Genomic DNA, 22,775 nt, shown 5'->3' with positions numbered 1-22,775 from the left:
GGTGAATGGCAAGTGACGCCGTTATTAACCACCTATCATCCGACCTTAGTGCCTTATCTTACAGGTAACAGCACTTGGAACGGTCAGATCGATCTAACTATCTTGAATGAAGGCTTTTCTTACTCGGCTAAAATAAACAGTGAATTAACTGATGTATCTTCCACTTTACCGGCCCCCTTTGCTAAAGATAAAGAGCAAACTTTGCCCTTACAGGTTATCAGCCAAGGGAATCAGCGGGCCTCATCGGTACAAATTAATTTAGGAGAAGCAATAGAGTTCAATGGTAACTTTCCCCACCAAGATATGCAGTTTTCGAGAGCGCATTTGGCTATTGGTGACGCCGAACTCGTTGGTATGGGATTAGGTTTTAGTATATCGGCCAATTTACCAGAGCTGGATGTCACGCAGTGGTATCAGGTATTAGACAGTCTGATTACAGACATTCCTGCCACTGAGGAACCGTTGTTATTGGAAGCGCCGAAAAGGATTTTTATTAATGCTGATACGGTACTGTTGGGGGGACAGCGGTTAACCGACTTAGATATGGTGGCAAAAAACACCAGTGACTCATGGTTGTTAGATGTCAATGCCAAACAAACTCGAATGGAAGTCGCTATATACAAGGATTGGTTAGGCAAAGGTATTAATATTAATGCTGACTTCATTCAGTTAGCAGAATGGGTATCCGATGACGCTGAGCAAGACGACCTTTTTGCGCCTAGTTATCAATCCTTACCACCTATTAGTTTTTCTTGTGCTAGATGCAGCTACCTAGAAAATGACCTAGGCAAAATTGATATCAAATTATCCAGAGCCTCTACAGGCATGCGTATCGATAATATTCGCTTGAAAAATAGTGATGGATTAATTAATGCTGAAGGCGACTGGTTTTTGGCCAATGGAAAAAGTAGCACTCGCTTAATAGGGGAGTTTAGTAGTTCGGATTTTGGTGCGTTTTTAACGGGGTTTAATTTTAACTCAGGAATAAAAGACTCAGAAGCTTCATCAAACTTTGACTTAAGCTGGCAGAAAGCACCTTACGAGTTCAATTTTGAAACATTAAATGGCGACGTAGATTGGCACTTAAGTGATGGATATTTAACTGAAGTCACCGATAAAGGATCGCGAATATTTAGTTTACTTAGCCTAGAGTCTTTGGTTAGAAAATTAACTCTGGATTTTAGAGATGTGTTTGCCAAAGGTTTTTTCTACGACAAGATTGACGGAAGTTTGGAGTGAAAGATGGTGTGGCGGATACACAAGATACTGTGGTGGACGGCGGGGCCGGGGAAATTACCATGCATGGCTATACGGACTTAGCCGCAAAACAACTAAATTATCAAATCGCTTTCGCGCCTAAAGTGACATCCAGCCTACCTGTTATTGTTGCCTGGATGGTTAACCCTGCCACGGCTCTTGGCAGCCTTAGCGATTGACCAAGTGTTGACGTCGGCCAAGGTTATTTCGAATATTAAATTCTCATTAACGGGCACCTTCGATGAGCCAGTTCTTAATGAGTTAGGTCGTGATAGCAAAGAAGTCAGTTTACCAGCACGCGCCAAACCTTTGGTTGAGCCAGCCCCTGAGCCTGTGGACAGTAGTCTGCAGCAGCCAGTTTCAATTCATGTAGTAGAAGAGGAGTCCGTTAGTGGCTAATATTGTCGCAATACAAATGACATCCACGCCCGACGTAGCAGAAAATTTGTTACATGTGGAGCAACAGTTACAGAATCTTCCAGCAGAAAGACCATGCTTAGTGGTGTTGCCAGAATGTTTCGCTTGTTTTGGAACTCATGACAATAAGCTGTTACAAATTGCTGAAGAGAAAGGCCATGGGCCAGTGCAAAACCGCATGGCTGAGTTGGCCAGTGCTAATTCGATGTATGGATAGTGGCGAGGCAGCTTTCCACTATTTTGTCAGGATCCTAATCAATATACTGCTTCGAGCTTGTTGTTTAATAATCACGGCAAAATTGTCGAAGAATATCAAAAAATACACTTATTCGATGTACAGATAAATGACAATACTGGTACATACCAAGAATCTCGCTATACCAAAGCGGGTCATAGTGTGGTGGTCACTAAAACACCTTTTGGAAATTTAGGTCTAGCCATTTGTTATGATATTCGGTTTCCAGCCATGTTTGTGGCAATGGGGCAAATTGCACAATTAGACGTACTGGTATTACCCGCTGCATTCACTAGGCAAACAGGTCGTGTGCATTGGATGAATTTGCTTGCGGCACGAGCCATAGAAAATCAGTGCTATGTGGTGGCTGCGGGGCAAAGTGGAATTCATGCAAATCAACGACAAACCTATGGCCACTCCTGTATTATGTCTCCATGGGGAGAGAATTTGGCTTGTTTACCTTCAGGGACGGGTCAAATAATAGCTCAAATCGATCATCATCAACTTGATGAAATACGCAGTAAAATGCCAGTACATCAGCATAATCAATTCAGGAGTCAACTTGTCTAATTCGGTAGAAGAAAACTTACTCACAGCTTCAGAGCTGACACGGACTACATTAGAGACCGCGTTAGATAGTATTTATAAACATGATAATGATTTTGCCGATTTATATTTTCAGTCTAGTCAGCACGAAACTTGGGTGCTGGAAGACGGTATTATTAAAGAAGGAAGTTATAATATAGAACGTGGCGTGGGGGTGCGAGCGGTAAGCGGTGAAAAAACTGGTTTTGCCTATTCAGATGAGATTTCCCCTAGTGCGCTATTAAAAGCAGCTAAAGCGTCTCGGAGTATTTCTGTCGCCGGTGGAAAACACAAAATATCACCGTTGCAACAAAAATCCACAACTAGCCGCTATCAGGCAGATAATCCTTTACTGGGCATGCAAGAACAAGAAAAAATCGCACTATTAAGAGCGACAGACGAATATATCCGTAAACAAGAGCCTGCTTTAACGCAGGTCGTTGTTAGCATTAGTGGCGTTTATGAAGAAGTATTAATAGCTGCCACTGACGGCACTTTTTGTACAGATATAAGGCCGCTTATTAGACTTAATTGTTCGGTCCTGATGGAACAAGATGGGCGACGTGAAAGAGGTGGTTCTGGTGCGGGCGGTCGATATGCTTATGAGTATTTTCTATCCGAAGATGATGGGCAGCCTCGCTATCAACAAGTAGCCGATGAGGCAATTCACATGGCTCGGATAAATATTCAAGCCATACCGGCTCCGGCTGGACAAATGCCAGTGGTATTAGGTAGCGGTTGGCCTGGTGTATTGTTGCATGAGGCAGTAGGGCACGGGTTAGAGGGAGACTTTAATCGCAAAGGAGCCTCTACATTTAGCGGCAGAATTGGCGAACAAGTTGCCGCCAAAGGTTGTACTGTGGTGGACGATGGTACGTTGGCCAACAGAAGAGGTTCGTTAAGTGTAGATGATGAAGGGACCCCGACTCAATACAACGTATTGATCGAGGACGGTATTTTGAAAGGCTACATGCAGGATAAAATGAATGCTCGCTTGATGGGAGTGCCTGCAACGGGTAACGGTCGACGAGAGTCTTATGCTCACTTGCCTATGCCCAGAATGACCAATACCTACATGCTAGGGGGGAACACCAGCCAGAAGAAATCATTGCTTCTATCGATAAAGGTATTTACGCCCCTAATTTTGGTGGTGGTCAGGTGGATATTACTTCGGGTAAATTTGTGTTTTCTACGTCTGAAGCGTATTTAATTGAGAAAGGCAAGATCACCTCGCCCATTAAAGGTGCCACGTTAATTGGTAATGGCCCTGAGGCTATGCAAAAAATATCTATGATAGGTAATGACTTATCTTTAGATAATGGCGTAGGAGTATGTGGTAAAGACGGGCAAAGTGTGCCGGTTGGCGTTGGCCAGCCTACCTTAAAAGTCGATGAGCTAACGGTGGGCGGAACCGCTTAAGACCTCATATCGTTGCTGCTTTTGTCGTTTTATTACCGGTTCAGCAATAGTCTTGTTGCTGAACCGATACCTTCACTTTTCATTACATGATAGTCACTAATTTAATGCAACGACCATACTGCTTGTTGACTCAATGCCACTTGGAGAAGTGATCTGCACAACTACTGTTGCTGACTTCGCTTCATCTTCGGTGTTTGTTAGTACGAAAGTCGTTCGAAAGTCAGAATTCACATTGGTGCTAGGCATAACAAAATTTGTTGCACCGCTTAATTCTCCCGCGTTAGTACTAACGACGATACTGGAGCCACTGGCAATAGGTTGGCGGGCAGTATCGGCAAAGACTAGGGTAAAGCTTTGCGATGCATTTTGGTCAATGGCTGTGGTGGCCACAGTATTTTGATAGTTACTGGCCACGACCGCTGCGCCGCTATCCAAAATATCAATTTGAGCTGCAGAACTAGAGGTAACTAACACTATTGCTCGACGAACATGCATAGTGGTAGTTTGTTCGGCTACACTGCCGCAGGAGCTGCCAGTGCAGTGTGGACCATTGAATACTGTATTTTCAGAAGTGAAATTATTGCTATCCGGGTAAAAACCATCTGCCAGATTAAATTCATTATCAGCATTGTAGTCTAAGAAAATTTCTCCGTTATCGAAAATACGGTTTTCATTATCATCTCGCCATGCTTCGCTGATATCTACAAAACCAGTTTGCCCATACAGACTGGTACCAAAGCCACTATCTGTATTGTCGTTAAATCCGTTGCCATCTGCATCGTCATAAATATTGTTACCATTGCTATCAAATAGTGTCTCATGGCCAATAGCGGTCGCTAGAATGGTAATTCGGTGATCTGGCACTCTTGGGTTGGCACTGGTCCAAGTGACACCACAGGCCCCTGATACAGTAACGCAATTGCCGTCGATTGAGCCTCCTTCGGTAGTAAAGCTGACCGAGGTGCCATCTGGCACTGGATTGTTAAAGGTGTCGGCTAGGCGTACGACTAAATTGACTTGCTGTTCGTCTATATTGAAAGCTTCAGGATTAAGGTTGTCGGCAGATAGAGTGATACTATTTTGATCTGGCAAGCCAGTATTCACCGATAGCAAATCTGATTGGGTGACTATTATGTCACCAGAGTCTGTTTCTACTTCAGCGGTGACACGTACCGACGTGGGCACGCCGCCAGCGGTAACTCGTGTACTAACCTGACCTTGAGAGTTGGTGATCCCTCGTTCTGCTGACAGTGATAGATCGCCTGTTTTGGTGTTTAAGCCAAATGTCACTTCTTGCTGAGCTAACGGATTTCCTAAGGCACCATTCACTTGAAATACCAATGTTGATACCGAAGCGCTACTTTGCCCGCCGGTACCACGCAACACTAAGGTTGTTGGTTCGGCTGAAATAAATGCTAATGAACCAATAGACTCGGCTTGAATTGAAATGCTTTGAGACAGAGTTAACGTGGAATTGTTTGACACGATAGAGGCAACGATAGCGTCATTATTTCCTGTTCCACCGGCACAGGTTTGATCTTCGAAAGTGGCACTGGCAACACCATTAATGGTGTTGACTAAGGTGTCTATTGAAGCCAAGCCGTCTGCCACACAGTTAGAGGTAAAGGTAACAGGCGTTTGCGTTAAGATGCGTTGATCATTTTCGTCCACTAAAGCAATGGATAAACCTAAGGTGCCACCGGCACTTATTTCCACATCCCCTGCGTTGTTGCGGGTGCTGACTCCCATTTGATTTTCAACAAATTGCCCGTTTTCGTCGAAATGACCTAGGCGAATCACTTGTTCGCCGATAGCTCCGGCTGCTTGAATTTCATAATTTAGTGAACTTGCTAAGTCTATATCATTCACGACTGCTGTGGCGGTAGCGATACCCGCGCTAACATCAGCGTCTGTCGCAGACAACGTCACTTGGGCAATACCATGATCATCGGTAAGAGCAGTGCTTGTGGTCAAACTGCCTAGCTGCGCGCTAAAAGTGACGACCACGTCTCGCAATAGGGGTGTCGTTTGCATCTAATATTTCGGTTTGCAGTTGTACTTGGGAATCTGCTTGAAAGCGGTTAACGCCAATACCATTGCTAAACATGGTAACTTGTATCGCAGCTGTTTGTTCTATTGAAGAATCTCCAAACAAATATTCGTAGTTGTGGTCAGTACTTTCTCCATCATAAGTCGCGGTGAGCACTCCAGCGCCTACTTCAGCATCATTGTTGCTCAGGGTTATTTGTGCCACCCCATCTGCGTTTGTGAGTTTGCTAGAGACCGAAAGTGTGCCTAACGTGTTGCTAAAGGTTACTATTTCGCCTTGTACGGGGCTGCCATCCTGCAGTAGCCTCGCTTGAACGCAGCTATTTTGGTCCGCTGTAAAGCTTTGCGATGATGTGCTGCATTGCTCATCAAGAGTTGATAATGTCAGGGTGTAACTAGATGTTGTATCATCTGAATCCGTGCCGGTACCAAACGGGTCATCGCCGTTATCTCCCGATACGCCACCACAGCTGCAAAGTGTTAAAGTAGAACATAGCAAAGAATAGAACCAAACATTTTTTAGCTGCATATTGTTTATCCGTTATTAACTCATTTTGAAACTGCTCAAATATTCAATAAGTCGAATACGTATTTAACTATCCGATTATCACATCCTTCAAATACTTAAACATTTCCCGTGACGCCTTAGGTGCTTTGTTATCGGCTTGTTGTTTTTGTGCTTGACGAAATAATTGACGTAATTTCTGCCTGTCTAACAAGGGGTATTCAACCAAAGTTGACTCTATTTTACTATCCCCTTCGGTAATTATTTTATCGCGCAACTCTTCAATTTTGTGAAATGCATTGGTCGCCTTTTTGTGAGAAGACTTGATTGTCAGCAATGCCTGTTCAATGGGCGTCACATCTCTGCTACGCATCAATTTACCAATTAATTGCAGCTGTCGGCGATAGCCTTCTTTTTTACGCAGAATTTTTCTGGCCAGCATAACTGCCTCAAGCAGCTCCGCGTCCATTGGAATTTTGGCTAAGGCTGAAGGGCCTAAGTGAACTAAGGAGGTGCCAAGCTTTTGTAATTCTTCGGCTTGGGCTTTGATTTGAGTTTTGCTGAGAAACTCTACTTCTTCTTCGATGTCGAAACTGTTTTCAGTTTGATTGTTTTTTCTTGAGGCAACCATGTCATTATCTTTAGTGATACACTAGTTGAAGATTGTAACCCTGAAAGCACGAATAAACTATACACAAAACAAGAGTTTGCCTACTGGGCATCATTTAAATCGTGGATTGTGGAATAAAAGCATCAAAAATGAAGGTCTCATGCAGCAACAATTATCAGAAATTCAAAATATAGTAGAAGATGTTTTAGCGCTGGCTAAACAAAAAGGCGCGTCTCAAGCAGAAGCCAGTATGTCTAAAGTACAAGGTATTGCGGTGTCTACGCGCTTGAAAGAAGTTGAAACAGTTGAGTTCACCAATGATGGCGGCTTAGGCATTACGGTTTATCATGGCAAGAAAAAAGGCAGTGCCTCAACGGCTGACCTATCGGCAAAAGCCTTGGCTTTAACCGTAGAAAAAGCCATTGAAATAGCCAAACACACCAGTGAAGATGATTGTTCTGGTTTAGCTGACAAAGAGCTGATGGCCATAGATTATCCAGACTTAGACTTATTCCATCCGATCGAGCTCGATACCGAGCTGGGGATTCAACAGGCTATAGCTGCTGAAACGAGTGCGCTTAATATAGATCCCCGCATTACTAATTCTGATGGCGCGTCATATAATGCCAACTTGGGGACTAAAGTGTATGGTAATAGCCATGGCTTCAATGGCGGGTACAACAGCAGCCGTTACAGCTTAAGCTGTGTGGTGATTGGCGAACAAAACGGTGATATGCAAAGAGACTATGCCTATTCTGTTAACCGTAAAGCTAACCTTTTAGACAGTCCTGAACAAATTGGTAAAGACGCTGCGCAGTTTACGTTAGACAGATTAGGTGCGCAAAAGGTTAAAACCTGTAAAGTGCCAGTGTTGTTTCATCGAGAAGTGGCATCGAGCTTATTTAGTCATTTTATCAACGCCATAAGTGGGGGCAGTTTGTATCGAAAGTCCTCGTTCTTATTAGACAACTTAGGTAAACAAGTGTTACCTGACTGGCTAGATATTAAGGAGCGTCCGCATATTTTAGCAGGTCTCGCCAGTTCACCGTTTGACCATGAAGGGGTAAAAACTCAAGACCGCGAAATCATTACAGGCGGTGTCTTACAGCAATACCTATTAACCAGTTATTCGGCTAGAAAGCTTGGTATGCAAAGTACAGGGCATGCTGGTGGTATTCATAACTGGCTGGTTAAAAATAGCGGTGAATCAGACCAAGCTATGCTGCAAAAAATGGGGACTGGTTTATTGGTGACTGAGTTAATGGGCCAAGGGGTAAATATAGTCACAGGTGATTACTCTCGCGGTGCGGCAGGATTTTGGGTCGAGAACGGTATTATTCAATATCCGGTACATGAAATTACTATCGCCGGAAACTTAGCTGACATGATGCAAAACATAGTCGCTATTGGTGGCATACCAGAAACCAGAGGCAGCGTGCAAACAGGCTCAGTGTTAATAGATGCCATGCAAGTGGCCGGTGACTAGGCAGTACTAATTATGAATTCTGCATATGAAGAGTCGTTCTGTAAGGCTCATCATATGCAGGGCTAAGCAGCTTATCTTTTAGGTCTAGGTTGCGCGATTAGTTCGTGTATATCAGATAGTGAGGGTAACTTGTAATTTTCTTGATAGAACAACCTATTCAATCTACCAAGTAAATTTACACTGCGTGACGGATCATGAGCTTTTTGCCTGTTGGGGCTTACCGTTTGTAAAAACTCAGAAGGTTTTAGATCCCAATGTTCGATTTGTTCAGTAGTCACGCCTAATTGCTGAATGGTACTTAGTATTCGTTCCGTTTTACTCTCGTTGCAGGGCAATATTTGTTTTTGATACAGGCTGTTGATTGGCTGGCTCACTGCTTCAATTCCGTGATTTATGGCTTGCCATATTTGATCGTGTTCAACCTGTACTCCTTGGGGAGCGTAGTATCCCATGATTTCCCACTCTAACTCGGCATTTTGCAAGGCGACCGAACTGCCTATTTGTTCAGAATAAGACAAGTCAGGGTTAGCACCGATATTATAGGCATCAACTGAGAGACCAATAACAATGGCTATGTCACCCATGTTTTTCTTGTCAAGGTAAATGGCTTCAAATGCCGCTCTTTTTACACCCATCCAGCCATGTACCACTGCCGGTTGTGTCGCAAATTGGCGAATATCGTCAGGTAAGTCCTCACCATATTTATCAATAAATAGTGCCGAGGTGTCTTGGTTGAGTGCCTCGTCTGGCACCCAAATTTCGTACTCTTGCCTATTGTCAGCTTTACCTCGGCTTTTGATACCGTAGGACAAATTGATTGGACGACAGATGTTTCTATCTTCACTGTCTTCGTGAAAATACTCAGAGCGAAAGCGTTTGATAAATGGTGCATCTAACCCAGCAATGGCTGCAGTAGGATACCGAAACCCTATGTCGCTGTTATTGACGATATAGAGCCCTTGAATTTCACTTTCAAGAATGTTTTTTACCCCAAGCAGAGTTTGGTAGCTTTCAACCACAATACTGCGCTCAGGCTCTATAGTTAAACGGCTACCATCGGCGCTGATAAATTTAGGGGTTTTGTGATAGGTGAAATCGTTGAGTCCCAAGCTTTCGACAAAGCTATTTCTGATAATGGCTAATTCAGTAAATAACACATCATGATTTTTAATATACTGGAATAGTGGTCGGTGTTTGGCCATGAGTGTCCCTTACATCTATTTTCGGGTGTTCATTATTAGTATCTTTAAATGCCAGTGGGAGTCAATGGTCTGGATATAAATTCATTAAAAAACCGAGGGTTAAGAGTCAACTATGGCTTGAATTGTAAATATACCTACCGATGCATCGGTTACTTCTACCAAAGTGCCTTTTACTAAAGTCTCACTAGATTGCAGCTTCCAGTCTATCCCAGAGTAGCGATAGGTGGGAGTAAGCTGTGGTGATACATCATCTTGAAGTACAAAACTATGACCTACCAAATCACCTTTTGGTTTACTGATATCGACCTTGCTCTGCATATTTTTTAAAGGCTTCCATAGTAAAATAGCAGACAAGGCGGTGAGTATTCCGGTGCTCAATAATGCTGCGAGCAAGGTCTCGGGCATCAAGCCCGTGTACAGCAATCCTGCGGTAATGACCGCTGCACAGCCAACAAAAAATAAAACAAAGGTAGAGAAACCTAATACTCCCACTTCTATGACTAACAAAACAATGCCTAGAATGAGTAGGCTGTCGGCTAGGTTGTTGAATGCCCAATCCATATTTTATCCCTTATTTAACTGGCTAATAATGGTTGTGGCTTGGGCAACAATGCTGGCAGCGTCGGTACCTGAATCAGGCAGTAGTACAACAGATGATTCTTTGGCAATAGCTTGCTTGGCTTCAATGGCTTTGGTTGCTAAATCTAGCTGTATAGCCTTTTGCCCTTCTTCTGTGGCGGCGGCTTCACCCACTTGGCGTAAAGCTTCAGCTTGAGCGGTCGCTACTGCCACTATGGCCTTAGCTTCACCTTCGGCTCGTAACACTTGCTCTTCTTTGTCCGCTTCTGCAGCCAATACAACCGAAGCCTTTTCACCTTCCGCACGGTTGATTGCCGCTTGACGATCACCTTCTGATTCTAAGATCTGTGCTCGCTTAACGCGCTCTGCTTTCATCTGAGCTTCCATCGCCTCCATCACTGAATGAGGTGGCACTATGTCTTTTATTTCATAACGTAAAACTTGAATCCCCCAAGGACCGGCTGCATCATTAATAGAAGATACAATGTTAGTGTTAAGTAAATCCCTTTCTTCAAAGGTCTTATCTAACTCCATTTTTCCTAATTCTGAACGCATGGTGGTTTGTGCCAATTGAGTGACTGCAAAGACATAATCATCTACGCCATAAGTGGCTTTGTATGGATCAAGTACTCGAAAATATAAAACACCGTCCACATGCAATGAAATATTATCTTTGGTAATTGCGCTTTGTTCTGGTACATCCACCGCTTGTTCTTTAAGAGAGCGATCGGCAGCTACGCGATCCACAAAAGGCAAAATAAAGTTAAGACCGGCCTCTTTGCTAGACTGGTATTTGCCAAACCGTTCAATCACATATGCCCGGTTTTGTGGAACAAACTTAATTGAAGTCTTGAGTAGCACTATTATAAAAATTAGTGTTAGAGCTTGCGCGGTAAAAATATATTCGAATAAGACGTCCATAGTTTACTTCCTTTAAGTGAGTGATATTGATTATCACCAGTAAGATATTGGGTGAATTTTATACTTTTCAAGAGAGCAATAAAGCATAGGGTTTTAGCAATAGCTGGTTAATTTAACCAAGCATAACTAAATTTCATAAAGACCGATTGTTCGTTCTTAGTTAACGAATGTATTGACGTGTTTTGTTCGGCAGAGTCTGAGTAGCCAACAAAGAATTTAGTTAAAGGGTTAAGTTTGTATGAGTACAAGAGCTGCGTACCCAGTTGTTTAACTTGCATATGCACTTCATTATTGGGGTATAAAGCTTGGTTCCGCTCAATATCAGAGTAGATTGCAATTAGGCGCAAAAATTGCCTTTGATCAAGTTGGTAGGTAAAACGAAGATCAGTTAAATTAGCGATAAAAAGGTTGTCGTCTTGAATATCCAATTTGCGATAAGTGTGGCGCAAATCCAATTGTAAATGTTTACCTATGTCCCAGGTTAATGTGGGTTGAAATTGAAATTGAGTACCCAAACGATCATTGTCATAGTCAATTTGGTCACCATAAGAAAAGTACGAACTTAGATAGAGAGAAGAAATAGGACGGTACTCAAAATAGATACTAGCGGCATCTTCTAAGAATAATGTGGTGTTATTGGTAATAGTCAAAACACTTGGATCATGGCGTAAGCCCACTCTTTCTCGGTGTAACAGGCCGAGCTCAAAATAAGATTGGCGTTTGCCATGCACACTAAAATACACTTCTGTTTCTTTTTCGAGTAGTTCATTGTTGTCGTTGTGCGTGATATCCCAGTCACCGTCAACCCGAATTCGATTCCACCAAGAATTCTCGCTATACCAATTATATCCCCCGCCGATCACAACTTTCTCGTGATCAGCAAAAGATCCAAAGCCTAAATCAGTTCTAAAATCGGCACCGGTTGATTCTATTTGTGCGTTAGCAAACCAATCTCGTTCTTCATGTTCGTATGAAAGTCGATAGGCGGTGTCTGAAAAACTATCACTGTTTTGCAAACGTAGTACGGTTTCGGAATAGTCGGTACTGGCCTCACAGTTGTTGCTACAAAAGTCTTTATACAACTTGTCTGGATATTCGGTTTCTGAGCTAAGTAATTGCAGCCTTACTCTATCTTGTTCGGTAATTTGATATTTGGCATCTAATCCATTTACATAGTTATGATAATTGTCGGAATCCCGAATGGTACTGGTCCAGCCGATTGATAAATCATCAGAGATGTCATAGCGGTAGCGAGCCGCAAGGTTAATGGACTCTTCTTCTATTGATGCGATTTCAGAACTAATGTTACCTTAGTACGATCAAACTAGTATTTTCATCGTTGGCGATAAATAGCCCGAAAGTTTGCTTATCGACACGACCAGTGAGCTTTACGCCATAATCAGGGGCGTTGACGTTACGGGTATAAATTAGATTTTCGTAACCAGAAAAATAGTCCGAATTCTCCAAAAAGAAGGGGCGCTTTTCATCAAAAAAAGAGCAAACGTATTGTTGATACTGAGCTGCGCTACATCCGACTCAACTTGCGAAAAGTCTGGATTTACCGTTGCTTGAAATGATACTTCAGGGCTGATCCCCCATTTTATATCTAGACCTACTTCTTGATTGTCGGCATTTTCCCAGTCTAGGCTTTCTGTCACAGAGCGACTGCGACCATTGCCTAAAACCAAAGTGGGAACTATGGCCAGATTCTTTCCTTGTTTAGCCCGCTTGAATCCAGATATATCACCCATTTGGCACAAGGCACAGGCGTTATTTCTGTCTATGGTTCTGTTGGAGATTCTAAGGCGGTCTTTGCGTGGGTAGAAACGTACGAATTCAGCGCCCCAAGTTTTTAATTCGCTATTTTCAGCGAAATTCATAATCCGCAGTGGTATGGCCATTTCCACATGATAGCCATCTTTTCGTACCTTACCAGCCGATTGCCAAATAGCATCCCAGTTGTCACTTTCGTCACCGGTCATTTCATTTTCAATAGCGTCAGCTTGAATACCGAAAGGGTTAACAAAAAACTGATAAGCAATGCGGTTATCATTAAAAGGATCGAGCTTAATACCAACTAAATCATGATCCCAGGTTTGGTCACGATCGACATAAAGGGCTATTAATTTGGATATATCCGTATCTTCAGCACTAAAGGCGACATATAAAGTATCGTTGTCTTCAAATATTTTGACTTGAGTCTTAACCGGAGGACGGGTGTTTTCGAATGGGCTGGTGACATACGCCAACTCGAACGTGTGAGCTTGTTGCCATTGAGGCTCGTCTAAATTGCCATCTATGCTAATGCCAGAAATTAAATTAGGTACACTGATAGCGTGATCAAGTTGAGCGCTAGCGTTACTGTTTGAAAATAATCCAAACAGAACCAATACAGCCAAGACAATAGGTCGCACGTATCTACTTTTCCAATTCTAATTTAGACAGCGGTTAATTATATAACCTACACTAGCTTAAAACAATGATCTATAGATTAATCTAACTAGCGCTGATAAGTGCTCACTTTTTGATAACGTCCTTAAGTGGTAGCTAATTCAGCTCTAACTCGCGGGTCATGTTTTCGTTTCTATCTCTGAACACTATAATATTGTCTTCGATACGGATACCGCCAAAAGGCCGCATGTTGTCGACAACGTTCCAATTGATGTACTTAGATTGAGAGCTAGATTTCAACTCAGCCAGTAGACTATCAATAAAGTAAAGGCCTGGCTCGATAGTGAATACTTGCTTAGGCTCAATAGTTCGAGTGGTACGCAAGAATGGATGATCTTTCGGTGCTGGGTTGGGTGTGCCTCTATCGTCAGATACATGACCAGCTACGTCATGCACTTGTAAGCCTAAAAAGTGGCCAATTCCATGGGGGAAAAAGGTCTGCACTATTCCTTCTTCCATGGCACGCTCACCCGATAAATTGACCAACTCAAATTGTTGTAATAATTCGGCAATTTGGCGATGAGCATGCAAGTGGATTTCTGTATAGGCTAGAGCCAGGTTTAAGCTCGTCGGCTAACGATAGAGTGACTTTATGCATGGCTTGAATCAACTGATTGAAATCATGATCTTGAGCGCAATAGGTGCGGGTGATGTCAGCAGCATACCCGTTATAGTTCGCCCCAGCATCTATCAAAAAGGAACACCTGTCCTCAGGTGGTCGAGTATTTAACTGAGTGTAATGCAAAATTGAGGCGTTCTGGTTCAAGGCAATAATATTGTTGTAAGGCATGTCATTATCACCTTGGCGAGTGGCACAAAGGTAAGCTAGGTTAATGTCAAACTCGCTTAGCCCTTGCTCAAAAGCCAGTTTAGCTGCTCTATGCCCATCGACTGCAATTCGGTTTGCCTTGGCGCATACAATCCAGTTCATAGTCTGTTTTGTAGGCACGTTGATAGTGAAGGTAGTGCATCACGCGGTCAGGATTGATAAGCTCAAACCCTAGCGCTTTGGCCACTTCAATATATTCGCCAATGTAGGCATATTTACTTTTATCGAAAGGTAGGTGTTTTTCAACCGCATTTGCTTGCGATAATAGAACAATATCAAAATGCTCGGCCCAAAAATCGCTGGGCTCGTCAGGTACTTTATGCCAAAAGTCTTTAGGCCGATAAAATATCAACTTAGGTTTGTCTTGGCCGTTGACGATTAACCAGCAATTGGGGTTATCAATCACCGGTAACCAAGCTTTAAACTGTGGGTTGACCGAAAACGGGTAATTGTTGTCGTCTAAAAATTTACGTTTGCTCTGGCCCGAATGAATAATTAATCCATCGATACTTTCTCGTTGCAGAGCTTCTTTTGTGCGTAATTGAAGTTGACCAATATGTTGCGAATAGTGTGCTGAAATTTCTGGCATCTTGTGGCTCGTGTGACTGTTACTTGCTACTTTGCCGTTAGCCTACCATAAGCTTATATCATATGCAGAATTTCAGTTTTAACTAAGGCTTCTCAACTTTTTGGGCTTTATTTCCATTTGCACCAACGGCTGAAAGGTATTGCTGCTACCCCCAAATGTTGATGATAAATTTGTTTATATGCTAAAACAGCCTTGACGTAATTGCGCGTTTCTTTGTACGGAATGGTTTCTATCCATAAATCGAGAGCAATAGGTTCTTTTTCCGGTAACCATTTCTGTACGCGTCGCCAACCGGCATTGTATGAAGCTGTGGCTAAAATTGTATTGTTATTCATTTTGTCTAGTAAATAACGCATGTATTGCGTACCCAGAGCCACGTTCTCTTCAGGTTTAAACAAAAAGATTTTGATACTTTCTTTTTTGCTAAGTAACGTGCGGTGCCGGGCATGATTTGCATTAAACCTAAAGCACCGACTCCCGAAGTGGCGTCTGGCATAAAAGAGCTTTCTCTTCTGGCAATGGCAAAAGCCCAAGCGGGGTCAATATTATTCTTCTTGGCGTTGTATTCTATGTCTGTGTCAAATGGCATAGGGAAGCGTCGCGCTAAGTCATCTAAATAACCTGATTTTGAAAATCCGAATATGGCTTGATCATGCCATCCTAGTTGATTAGCAATAACGGCCGCCGTAGCTTTTTGTTCAGACGTTAATTGGGTTTGTAAGAAGTTCCACTCGCGACGTGCGCTAACATTACGCCCTAGTGCTCTAAATTCTAAAGCGCGTTGCGCTGCTGGAAGTTGGGTGATTTGTTTTATGCTTTGCTGCGAAGGCTTTAAAGGGCGATCGTTCATATTGGCCATCTTCGATAACTTAGCACTGGCCATAAATCCATAGTAATGGCGCTGTTCTGCTAGATTACTGAAATGGTCGGTGGCTAATTCAGCTGCATTCAATTTTTCGTATGCGCGCCCTTGCCAATATTGGAAAATGTTGCCAGCGGCTACGCCAGCAGGAACAGACTCAATTACCTGTAATGTTTGCTGCCAGTTTAGTTGACGTAAAACATGCGCTAAGTGCCAGCGAGCTAATTCTTCGTCGGCTTGATAGTGGCTGGCTTTTTCAAGCCATAAGGTAGCTTGGTCGTGATCTATTAAAGCTAACGAAACCGCAAAGCGATGAAAAATAGATTTTTTCTGTTCATCAGTAAAGGCAAAACGTTTTGACAGTGTTTCCCAACTGCGCAGGGCTAAATCACGATCGTGCCAGACTAAGCGTTTCAGCCCGTAACTGATTATTTGTTGCTCAAGATGTGGAATTCTATTTGGAAAATTTGAAACTCGACTAACTTGGCTAGGCGAGCGGCGTACTTTTAACCAAATGTCGGCTAAGTACTGTTGCCTACTAGGTAACAAGGTTTTTAAATAAGGAATGAGCGTGTGGTTGCCGCCGTCAGCGGCTAATGAAAGTCGTTTCCATACGAGTTCTGGGGTTTGATGTCCCGCCTTTTTCCATTCTCTAAACAACGGATCACAGGCTTTAGGTTGAGATTTTCCAACCACCCAATATCGTTCAGCTAAATTAAATGCTTGTTGTTTGGTTTTTGGGTCTTGCAAAAGTATCCGAGCGTGTTGGCAATTTATGGCGGTGTCGCCTATATCGCGATAGTTATTTTCGAATAGCTCATATTCTTTTTGCTTGGCCAAATAAGCCAACCACTTTTTGCGCAATGGCCAATCCAATGGTGAATATTTATACTCTTCTAAAAAGCGCTCTATAGCGTCTTTATTTGCCATGTAAGGATACTTGCTGAGCGTTTTTTGCTCAATGTAAGGTCGCAGAGGATAGCCTTGTAATTGATTTAACGATTGCTTGTATGCTTGACTTTTAGGGTTGTGCGTCAAACTTTCAGCATGACTAAAGACCTTACGTTGCTGTTCGAGTGTTGTTTCACTTGTGGCATTATGGCTAGCTAATGTGAGTACTAAACACACATTAATTATCGAAAATGTATGACGAATGATGGCAAATTCCAGTGGTTAAGTAAGGGTTATAAAAACGATAATTATACTACCCTAAATGTTAAATATTGTGAGCCCCAATTTTAAAAATTATCGATTCAACTGGAATGACCAGTTGCAAATTTTCAATTTGTACACATAATAAGAGCCCTTGGCGGAAAATGTTATTTTTTATAGGCCGCTTTTATTTTGTTAACAACTTAGATGGTTGTTAATAGCCTCCACCCTAAACTTGGCTTAAGCCAAAGGAGATAGAGATGATATACCAAGGCCAGAGCCTAACTGTTGAATTACTAGCAACGGGTATTGCCGAGCTAGTGTTTAATGCCAAAGGCTCAGTAAATAAGTTTGATCAACAGACTTTAACCGAACTGGATGAAGCTACGCAGGCATTGCAGGTCAATCAAGATGTACAAGGGGTGGTTGTTCGCTCTGACAAATCAAACTTTATTGTTGGCGCAGACATTACAGAATTTACTGCTTTGTTTGATATGCCTGAATCAGATGTACTGGTCTGGGTAGCCAAGGCAGCCCAAGTATTTGATCGTTTTGAAGATTTGCCTTTTCCTACCATCGCAGCGGTCAATGGCTTTGCTTTAGGTGGCGGGTTTGAAATGGCTCTGGCATGCGATTATCGTATTGCTGATACCACCGCTAGCGTCGGTTTGCCTGAAGTCAAATTGGGTATCATGCCTGGCTTTGGTGGCACAGTGCGTTTACCTCGTTTAATAGGCGCAGACAATGCTTTGGAGTGGATGACAACTGGTCGTGATAACAAGGCCGAGAAAGCGCTTGCCGTGGGTGCGGTTAGTGCAGTTGTCGCACCAGACAAGTTAGTCGATGGGGCAATGCAAATGTTACAGGCAGCCATTGCGGGTGACTTTGATTGGCAGGCTGTACGCAAAGAGAAACAATCCCCGTTATTGTTAAATGCTAATGAAGCCATGATGAGTTTTTCTACCGCCAAAGCTATGGTCGCTGCACAAGCCGGCAAACACTATCCAGCCCCGCACATGATGGTTGATACAGTTGCGAAAGCCGCGGGGTTAGGCCGCGATGCGGCGCTTAAAATAGAAAACCAAGGCTTTGCCAAACTCGCTAAAACGAATGAAGCTACAGCGCAAGTGGGTATTTTTCTAGCAGACCAATTGGTTAAATCTAAAGGTAAGAAGTTAGCCAAGTCAGCCATCACAGACATTACGCAGACAGCAGTGTTAGGTGCCGGCATTATGGGCGGTGGTATTGCCTATCAATCAGCGGTCAAGGGGACACCTGTGATCATGAAAGATATTGCTCAGCCTGCCTTAGACTTGGGCTTGGCTGAGGCTGCTAAAATACTGAGCAAAGGCATGGCTAGGGGAAAAGTTGATGCTAAAAAAATGGCTGCGACCTTAAATAACATCACCCCAACGTTGGATTATTCAGCAATTAAAAATGTTGATTTAGTGATTGAAGCTGTCGTCGAAAACCCAAAAGTAAAAGCCATGGTGCTAGCTGAAACAGAACAGCACGTGGCTGATGAAACGGTAATTTGTTCTAACACTTCGACCATTTCGATTAATCAACTGGCCAAAAGTGTAACTAAACCGGAACGGTTCTGTGGAATGCACTTCTTTAATCCAGTGCATCGTATGCCTTTGGTTGAAATCATAAGGGGTGAGCATACGTCTGACAGCACTATTGCTGCGGTTGTTGCCGCAACCTTGAAAATGGGTAAAACCCCAATTGTAGTGAATGATTGTCCCGGTTTTTTAGTGAATCGTATCTTGTTTCCATATTTTGCCGGATTCAGCAAGTTATTGATCGATGGAGCCGATTTTGTTGCCGTAGACAAGGTGATGGAGAAAATATTTGGCTGGCCAATGGGACCAGCGTTTTTATTAGACGTGGTAGGGATGGATACTGCTGAGCATGCCTCTAACGTAATGGCAGCAGGTATTCCTGAGCGATTACAAAAAATCGAAAATGACCCAGTTACCGTATTGTATCAAGCTGAACGTTTGGGCCAGAAAAATGCCAAAGGCTTCTACGATCATAGTGTCGACAAGCGTGGTAAACCAGTGAAAGTCGCGGCTGAGCTCGTTTATTCACTTTTGGCTCCACATTGCGCAGATAAGCAAGATTTTGACAAAGATGAAATTATCGCGCGTATGATGATCCCAATGGCCAATGAAGCTGTGCGCTGTTTGGAAGAAGGCATAGTTGCCAGTGCTGCAGAGGCTGATATGGCCTTGATATATGGTTTAGGTTTTCCGCCGTTTAAAGGTGGAATTTTCAGATTTATTGAAACTATGGGCTTAGCACGCTTTGTGGCGTTGGCTGATAAGTACGCGCACTTAGGTGCGATTTATCAAATTAGTGATGGGCTACGCGAAATGGCCGCATCGAATCAATCTTATTTCGCCCAATAAGGCCAAGGAGAAGATCATGAAAGAAGTGGTAGTAGTTGATTGTATACGTACACCTATGGGTCGCTCTAAAGGCGGAATATTTCGTAACGTACGAGCAGAAACCTTGTCTGCTCATTTAATGACTAAACTAGTAGAGCGTAATCCGAAGCTAGACCCCAGCGAAATCGAAGATATTATCTGGGGCTGTGTACAGCAAACAAAAGAACAAGGTTTTAATATTGCCCGCAACGCTCAGTTGTTGACCGATATTCCTAGAACAACCAGTGCGGTAACGGTTAACCGTTTATGTGGCTCATCGATGCAGGCATTGCATGATGCGGCAAGTGGTATCATGTCTGGTCGTGGTGATGTTTATATGATCGGAGGAGTCGAACATATGGGTCATGTGCCCATGAATTTCAACGTAGATTTTCATCCGGGCATCGCTAAACACACAGCTAAAGCGTCAGGCATGATGGGAATGACCGCTGAGTTATTAGGTCGTCAGAATGGTATTAGTCGTGAAATGCAAGATGCTTTTGGGGCTCGTTCACATCAACTGGCACATAAGGCCCACTTAACAGGTCGTTGGGACAACGAAATTGTGGCCACTCAAGGTCATGATGCTGATGGCGTGTTGCAGTTAATTAAGGCCGATGAAGTGATTCGCCCAGACTCGACAGTAGAAACTATGGCCGCGCTTAAGCCCGTATTTGATCCGGTAAATGGCACTGTGACTGCTGGAACCTCGTCTGCTTTGTCAGATGGAGCATCGGCTATGTTGATTATGTCAGCCGACAAAGCCAAAGCTTTGGGCTTAACTCCTAGAGCAAAAATTCGAGCTATGGCTGTAGCGGGTTGTGATGCTGCTATCATGGGGTTTGGTCCTGTTCCGGCTACACGCAAAGCTCTTAAACGAGCCGGTTTAAGCATGGACGATATTGAAATTGCCGAGTTCAATGAAGCCTTTGCTGCTCAAGCTTTGTCTTGCATCAAACAACTTGGATGGCTGGAGCATTATGACGATAAGGTTAACTTAAATGGTGGTGCCATTGCTTTAGGTCATCCCTTAGGTTGTTCTGGGGCACGTATTTCTAGTACACTGATTAACTTAATGGAAGCGAAAGACAAAACCTTAGGTTTGGCCACCATGTGCATTGGTTTAGGTCAAGGTATTGCGACTGTGTTTGAACGGGTTTAATCTTAATGTGTTGTTAGTCATGGGCCCCTTTTAGGGGCCTTTTCACCATCTAACGGATGTTGCGGTTATTTCGATGGAATGGAAGAAGTTATTATTAAAAAGCTAAAAGTAATACTTAAATTAATAGAGGGAGGGGATGTTAACCCCAATATTGTATTTGCTCAATTTAAAGAGCTGATCACCAAAGTCCCTTTGTTGTATTCTATTTTGCTAGTCAATTCCCTTTCGCTAGCGTACACCCACTATGGTGTCGCCCCAGATTATTTAACACTCTATATTGCAGCTATTTTGGCCTTAGTCTGTATTGCCCGAGGGATACGTTGGTATGGCTATCGGAATAATGAGTTCACTCTGCGTCAGGCCATACACCAAATAAGAATGACTGTTTTCTTTGCGGGGTTAATGGGGATAGCTTTTTCTATTTGGGCTTACACTCTTTATAGCTATGGTGGTGTGGAGTTGCGTGCTCACGTAGCTTATTTTATGTCAATCACTGCGATAGGGGTTATCGTCTGTCTTATTCATTTGCCTGCAGCTACTTGGGCTATTGGCCTTACAGTTGGCATTCCATTCATTAGTTTTTTTGTCTATACCGGTCACCCAATATTTTTAGCTATCGCTAATAATTTTGGCTTAGTGTTGGTTGCGCTCGTTATGATAACGCGCAGTTATTACCGAGCGTTTTCAAGTGTGATTGATGCGAACCAACAGCTTGAGCAACAACACCTAAATACCAAAAAACTAAATGAGCAAAATGAATTGTTAGCGAATCAAGATGGCTTAACTAAATTAGCTAATAGACGTAGTTTTGCTAATTATTTGAATGACAAGCTTTCGAAAAAACAGATAAAGCAAAGCTTTATCGTTGGTTTAATTGATTTAGATGGCTTTAAGCCGGTTAACGACATTCATGGGCACGCAGCTGGTGATAGGGTTTTAACGGAAGTGAGCACTCGCCTTCGTGAGTTGTTTTGTGCTAACAGCATGATAGCCCGTATAGGCGGTGATGAATTTGCCTTTGTAATGGAACACGATGCTGACTACAGCAAAATTAAGCAGTTGGGCCAAAAAATTACTGAGACATTACAACTGCCTTTTCAAATGCGTACAGGTTTAGTACAAATATCCGGCTCTTGTGGATTTGCTATTTACCCCGAGGCTGGGCACTCAGCCGAAGAGCTAATGGATAGGGCTGACTTCGCCCTATACGAAGCTAAAAATAGCGCTCGTGGTAGCTCTATCATATTCTCTGAAGAACATGAAAGTTTGATAAGAAAAAAATCTGAAGTTGAATTAGCGCTGACTCAAAGTATAAAACAAGAACAAATTTGTATTCACTATCAGCCAATAGTGGATGGTCAAACTGGTGAAATACTTGGATTTGAATCTTTAGCAAGGTGGTTTCATCCAGAGTTAGGAAAGATACCGCCAGATCAATTTATTATGATTGCCGAAAAAAATGGCATGATTACTCAAATCACCTTGCACTTATTTGAACTGGCCATTCAAAATTTAAAACAATGGCCAGAGCCTTTGTATTTGTCGTTTAATTTATCTGCTAATGATGTGATTAATCGCGCCACTCTCGCCAAACTAACCGGCATATTGGACAAACACCACGTGCAAGCTAATCGTGTACAATTCGAAATTACCGAAACCACAATGATGGCTGATTTAGAGCAGTGTTCGCACATAACGAGAGAGATGCAAAAGCAAGGGTTTTTAGTCGCCTTGGATGATTTTGGCTCTGGGTATTCTAGCTTAAGTTACCTGCATAAATTGGCTTTCGATACGTTAAAAATTGACCGTAGCTTCGTGAATAACATACAGCAGAACCAACGAAGCAGAGGGGTGATCAAAACTATCTTAGAATTGTGTTCTAGTTTTGAGGTGCAGTGTACCGCGGAAGGCGTAGAAACAGCAGCGCAGCGAGACTTATTATTAGAGTTAGGCTGTAAAAATATGCAAGGTTATTATTTTTACCGTCCAGCTGCTATTGAGAGCTTTGAGCTGACCAGTCAATAAGTACTACT

General features: G+C 42.9%; 14 protein-coding genes and 5 pseudogenes. 8 read left to right on the top strand and 11 right to left on the bottom strand.

What is annotated here, in order from left to right:
- The first annotated feature begins 12 nt into the window (after positions 1-12).
- The 4 genes and pseudogenes from RS130_RS03435 to tldD all read left to right on the top strand — a co-directional run bounded on the left by RS130_RS03435 (position 13) and on the right by tldD (position 3,913).
- Positions 13-1,436, top strand: a pseudogene (locus RS130_RS03435) (YhdP family phospholipid transporter).
- Entirely contained in the window at positions 1,417-1,656 is a 240-nt protein-coding gene (locus tag RS130_RS03425; RefSeq protein WP_316024799.1) for a hypothetical protein, read from the top strand. The pseudogene RS130_RS03435 and the gene RS130_RS03425 overlap by 20 nt, the downstream one beginning before the upstream one ends.
- Positions 1,657-1,672: 16 nt before the next feature.
- Positions 1,673-2,479: pseudogene (locus RS130_RS03420) on the top strand (carbon-nitrogen hydrolase family protein).
- Positions 2,472-3,913 (top strand): annotated as a pseudogene (tldD, locus tag RS130_RS03415) (metalloprotease TldD). The pseudogenes RS130_RS03420 and tldD overlap by 8 nt, the downstream one beginning before the upstream one ends.
- A gap of 96 nt (positions 3,914-4,009) precedes the next feature.
- Here tldD and RS130_RS03410 read toward each other — a convergent pair.
- The 3 genes from RS130_RS03410 to yjgA form a co-directional block, all read right to left on the bottom strand.
- Positions 4,010-5,947 (bottom strand): Ig-like protein, group 1, encoded by a 1,938-nt coding sequence (locus RS130_RS03410; RefSeq protein ID WP_316024798.1) that lies wholly within the window; start codon positions 5,945-5,947, stop codon positions 4,010-4,012.
- A complete protein-coding gene (locus RS130_RS03405; protein WP_316024797.1) occupies positions 5,904-6,491 on the bottom strand; it encodes an Ig-like domain-containing protein in 588 nt (195 codons plus the stop codon). Before RS130_RS03405 ends, RS130_RS03410 begins: the two co-directional genes overlap by 44 nt.
- 67 nt (positions 6,492-6,558) lie before the next feature.
- Complete coding sequence (gene yjgA, locus RS130_RS03400) at positions 6,559-7,098, bottom strand: ribosome biogenesis factor YjgA (RefSeq protein ID WP_316024796.1); 540 nt, start codon at positions 7,096-7,098, stop codon at positions 6,559-6,561.
- Between the two features lie 139 nt (positions 7,099-7,237).
- Here yjgA and pmbA point away from each other — a divergent pair, with 139 nt between their 5' ends.
- The gene (gene pmbA, locus RS130_RS03395) at positions 7,238-8,563 is read left to right on the top strand and encodes a metalloprotease PmbA (RefSeq protein ID WP_316027958.1); all 1,326 of its coding nucleotides are present in this window, start codon (positions 7,238-7,240) and stop codon (positions 8,561-8,563) included.
- 71 nt (positions 8,564-8,634) lie between these two features.
- On the opposite strand, the gene RS130_RS03390 is transcribed toward pmbA, so the two are convergent.
- From RS130_RS03390 to RS130_RS23490, 8 genes and pseudogenes are all read right to left on the bottom strand, one after another.
- Positions 8,635-9,765, bottom strand: coding sequence for a hypothetical protein (locus tag RS130_RS03390; protein WP_316024795.1), 1,131 nt, complete (start codon positions 9,763-9,765; stop codon positions 8,635-8,637).
- 99 nt (positions 9,766-9,864) lie between these two features.
- Positions 9,865-10,326 carry an NfeD family protein gene (locus RS130_RS03385; protein ID WP_316024794.1) on the bottom strand — a complete coding sequence of 154 codons (462 nt, stop codon included), beginning with the start codon at positions 10,324-10,326 and terminating at the stop codon, positions 9,865-9,867.
- A gap of 3 nt (positions 10,327-10,329) precedes the next feature.
- On the bottom strand, positions 10,330-11,265 hold the full coding sequence (locus RS130_RS03380) for an SPFH domain-containing protein (protein WP_316024793.1): 936 nt from the start codon (positions 11,263-11,265) through the stop codon (positions 10,330-10,332).
- Between the two features lie 107 nt (positions 11,266-11,372).
- Positions 11,373-12,347: a hypothetical protein gene (locus RS130_RS03375; RefSeq protein WP_316024792.1), complete on the bottom strand. Its 975-nt coding sequence runs from the start codon at positions 12,345-12,347 to the stop codon at positions 11,373-11,375.
- A gap of 345 nt (positions 12,348-12,692) precedes the next feature.
- Complete coding sequence (locus tag RS130_RS03370; RefSeq protein WP_316024791.1) at positions 12,693-13,679, bottom strand: carbohydrate binding family 9 domain-containing protein; 987 nt, start codon at positions 13,677-13,679, stop codon at positions 12,693-12,695.
- A 133-nt stretch (positions 13,680-13,812) separates the two neighbouring features.
- A pseudogene (pepQ, locus tag RS130_RS03365) lies at positions 13,813-15,134 on the bottom strand (Xaa-Pro dipeptidase).
- 107 nt (positions 15,135-15,241) lie between these two features.
- Positions 15,242-15,469 carry a lysozyme family protein gene (locus RS130_RS24060; protein ID WP_487369324.1) on the bottom strand — a complete coding sequence of 76 codons (228 nt, stop codon included), beginning with the start codon at positions 15,467-15,469 and terminating at the stop codon, positions 15,242-15,244.
- Positions 15,455-15,984, bottom strand: a pseudogene (locus RS130_RS23490) (transglycosylase SLT domain-containing protein); the annotation flags it as partial. The gene RS130_RS24060 and the pseudogene RS130_RS23490, both read right to left, overlap by 15 nt.
- Positions 15,985-17,408: 1,424 nt before the next feature.
- Between RS130_RS23490 and fadB the strand changes: the two are divergent.
- The 3 genes from fadB (at position 17,409) to RS130_RS03345 (ending at position 22,767) form a co-directional block, all read left to right on the top strand.
- Positions 17,409-19,562 (top strand): fatty acid oxidation complex subunit alpha FadB, encoded by a 2,154-nt coding sequence (fadB, locus tag RS130_RS03355; RefSeq protein WP_316024790.1) that lies wholly within the window; start codon positions 17,409-17,411, stop codon positions 19,560-19,562.
- A gap of 16 nt (positions 19,563-19,578) precedes the next feature.
- A complete protein-coding gene (gene fadA, locus RS130_RS03350) occupies positions 19,579-20,742 on the top strand; it encodes an acetyl-CoA C-acyltransferase FadA (RefSeq protein WP_316024789.1) in 1,164 nt (387 codons plus the stop codon).
- Between the two features lie 78 nt (positions 20,743-20,820).
- Positions 20,821-22,767 (top strand): putative bifunctional diguanylate cyclase/phosphodiesterase, encoded by a 1,947-nt coding sequence (locus tag RS130_RS03345; RefSeq protein WP_316024788.1) that lies wholly within the window; start codon positions 20,821-20,823, stop codon positions 22,765-22,767.
- Positions 22,768-22,775: the final 8 nt, after the last annotated feature.

The organism is Paraglaciecola aquimarina (assembly GCF_032464635.1).
Classification (GTDB): domain Bacteria; phylum Pseudomonadota; class Gammaproteobacteria; order Enterobacterales; family Alteromonadaceae; genus Paraglaciecola; species Paraglaciecola aquimarina.
The sequence above is the reverse complement of the archived record's forward strand: the minus strand, read 5'-3'. Positions and strand labels throughout refer to the sequence as shown.